The sequence below is a fragment of the Muribaculum sp. genome (assembly GCF_029051885.1).
GTDB lineage: Bacteria > Bacteroidota > Bacteroidia > Bacteroidales > Muribaculaceae > Muribaculum.
Map to the genome: position 1 here is coordinate 1 of NZ_JAIDKI010000212.1, position 2685 is coordinate 2685.

2 protein-coding genes are annotated in these 2685 nt (G+C 50.3%); both read left to right on the plus strand.

Annotated features, from left to right (window positions below; genetic code table 11):
* Nucleotides 1-384 precede the first annotated feature (384 nt).
* Nucleotides 385-1218, plus strand: coding sequence for a 16S rRNA (adenine(1518)-N(6)/adenine(1519)-N(6))-dimethyltransferase RsmA (rsmA, locus tag K2I50_RS08765; RefSeq protein WP_301025942.1), 834 nt, complete (start codon nucleotides 385-387; stop codon nucleotides 1216-1218).
* A complete protein-coding gene (gene mgtE / locus K2I50_RS08770) occupies nucleotides 1218-2585 on the plus strand; it encodes a magnesium transporter (protein ID WP_301025943.1) in 1368 nt (455 codons plus the stop codon). Before rsmA ends, mgtE begins: the two co-directional genes overlap by 1 nt.
* Nucleotides 2586-2685 lie beyond the last annotated feature (100 nt).

Genomic DNA, 2685 nt, shown 5'->3' on the forward strand with positions numbered 1-2685 from the left:
CTTCGTCACATGTCGAAAATCGTCTCAAGCTATACGACCCTGGCGGCAACATTTATTATTAAACAAGCTCTAAATGTTACCGCCCTGACGGCAGGTAATATTGTCTAATCGGCTCTTATTCAAAGATACGCAAATTATATCTGTCGTACAAACGAATCTGTGGTTATTTTCAGTAATCTCCTTCGTCACATGTCGAAAATCGCCTCAATATATACGACCCTGGCGGCAACATTTATTATTAAACAAGCTCTTATTATTGAACATTCTCTTATAAAAAAGACATGCTTAGAGTCAATCGTCATGAATTAAAATCAGAGTATTTGCATGATATTTGAGAAAAGATGGTAAATTTGTTGTTTGAATATTACAAAACTGCTTTTTCACATGGCAAACAACGGCAAAGTACGGCCTAAAAAGGCTTTGGGACAGCACTTCCTTACCGACGAGAGTGTGTCGAGGCGTATCGCCGACACGCTGTCGGCATATGTTGGCACTCCGGTAGTAGAGGTAGGTCCGGGCATGGGTATGCTCACCAAGTATCTTATTGCCGACGGCCACGATGTGACGGTTGTCGAAATTGACGGCGAGAGCATCGACTACTTGCATGAGAACTTTCCTCAGTTGCAGGGCGAGCGCATAATCGACGGCGATTTTCTTCAGATGGATCTGGCCGACAAAATGGGAGGCAAGCCGTTCTGTGTGATTGGCAATTATCCCTATAATATCTCGTCGCAGATATTCTTCAAGGTACTCGACTACAAGGATATGATACCATGTTGTAGCGGAATGCTGCAACGTGAGGTGGCCGAGCGTCTTGCCGCGGGACCCGGCACTAAGGCCCGTGGTATACTGAGCGTGCTGCTACAGGCGTGGTACGATGTGAAGTATCTATTTACTGTCGACGAGCATGTGTTTAATCCGCCGCCAAAGGTCAAGTCGGGTGTGATAATAATGACACGCAACGGTGTGACCGATCTCGGTTGCGACGAACGTCTGTTCCGCACGATTGTGAAGACCACATTCGGACAGCGTCGCAAGACTCTGCGCAACTCCATACGCGGCCTGTTGCCGGCGGGAGCATCCCTCCCTGAATCACCGCTCTGGGCAAAGCGCCCTGAGCAATTGTCGGTGGCCGATTTTGTCGAGCTGACCAATCTGGCCGCCAGTGTAAGAGGCGCCGTATCCGGCGTGCAGAATAATACTCCCAACGAACTCTGATGAAAGAACATTCTCCCGAGTATCTCGACAGCCTGAAAGCTATAATCGAGCGACATGATGAGGACGAGGCGCGTAAGGCGATTGCCGACCTTCATCCCGCCGATATCGCTGAGCTGTACCAGGATCTTGACCTTGAAGAGGCGGAATTTCTCTATCGGCTGCTCGACGACGAGACTGCGGCCGACGTGCTGATGGAGCTTGATGAGGATGACCGTCATAAGCTGTTGAGTGCGATGTCGACCGAGGATATCGCCCGACAGGTGGTACACCTCGACACCGACGATGCCGTCGACATCATGCAGGAACTCGACGAGGAGGACCGCGACGAGATTCTGGCCCATATCGACGACGTGGAGCAGGCCGGCGATATTATCGACCTGCTTAAATATGACGAAGACACGGCCGGTGGTCTTATGGGCACCGAGATGATTGTGGTCAACGAAAACTGGTCGATGCCGCAATGTATACAGGAGATGCGACTCCAGGCCGAGAATCTCGACGACATATATTATGTGTATGTTGTCGACAATGATTACCGTCTGCTTGGTGTGCTCCCCCTGAAGAAGATGCTTACCCACCCGTCGGTAAGCAAGATAAAGCATGTGATGGAGACCGACCCGGTAGCCGTGAAGACCGATACTCCAATCGACGATCTTACTCTCGACTTTGAGAAGTATGACCTTGTGGCCATGCCGGTAGTCGATTCGATAGGGCGTCTGGTCGGACAGATTACCGTCGACGACGTAATGGACGAGGCGCGCGAGCAGAGCGAGCGTGACTATCAGCTGGCATCGGGTCTGTCGGGCGACGTAGAGAGCGACGACACTCTTTTCACTCAGACCAAGGCTCGCCTCCCCTGGCTTCTAATAGGCATATTGGGCGGTATCGGCAACTCGTTGATTCTCGGCAATTTCGAGGGCGCGTTTACTGTCAATCCGGCCATGGCGCTGTTTATTCCCCTTATAGGCGGCACGGGAGGAAATGTGGGCATACAGTCGTCGGCTATCATCGTGCAGGGTCTTGCCAATGGCTCTCTTGATGTGAAATCGTCGGCGAAACAGATATTTAAGGAACTTGGCGTAGGCCTACTCAATGCCAGTATCATATCGTTGCTGGTATTTGTCTACAATGTGTTTGCCATGGGGCCGACTCAGGTGACCACTATAGCGGTATCGCTGTCGCTTTTTGCGGTAGTAGTGTTTGCCTCGGTGTTCGGAACGTTCGTGCCCCTGACTCTCGAGAAATTCAAAATCGATCCGGCCCTTGCCACCGGCCCGTTTATCTCTATCACCAACGACATTATAGGCATGGTAATCTATATGCTTATATCTTCGTCGCTACTGACGGCTTTCGGCACGATGGTATGAGCAAAATGTCGGATATCAGTGTTTTATAATTAGAGCTTGTTTAATAATAAATGTTGCCGCCAGGGTCGTATAGCTTGAGACGATTTTCGACATGTGACGA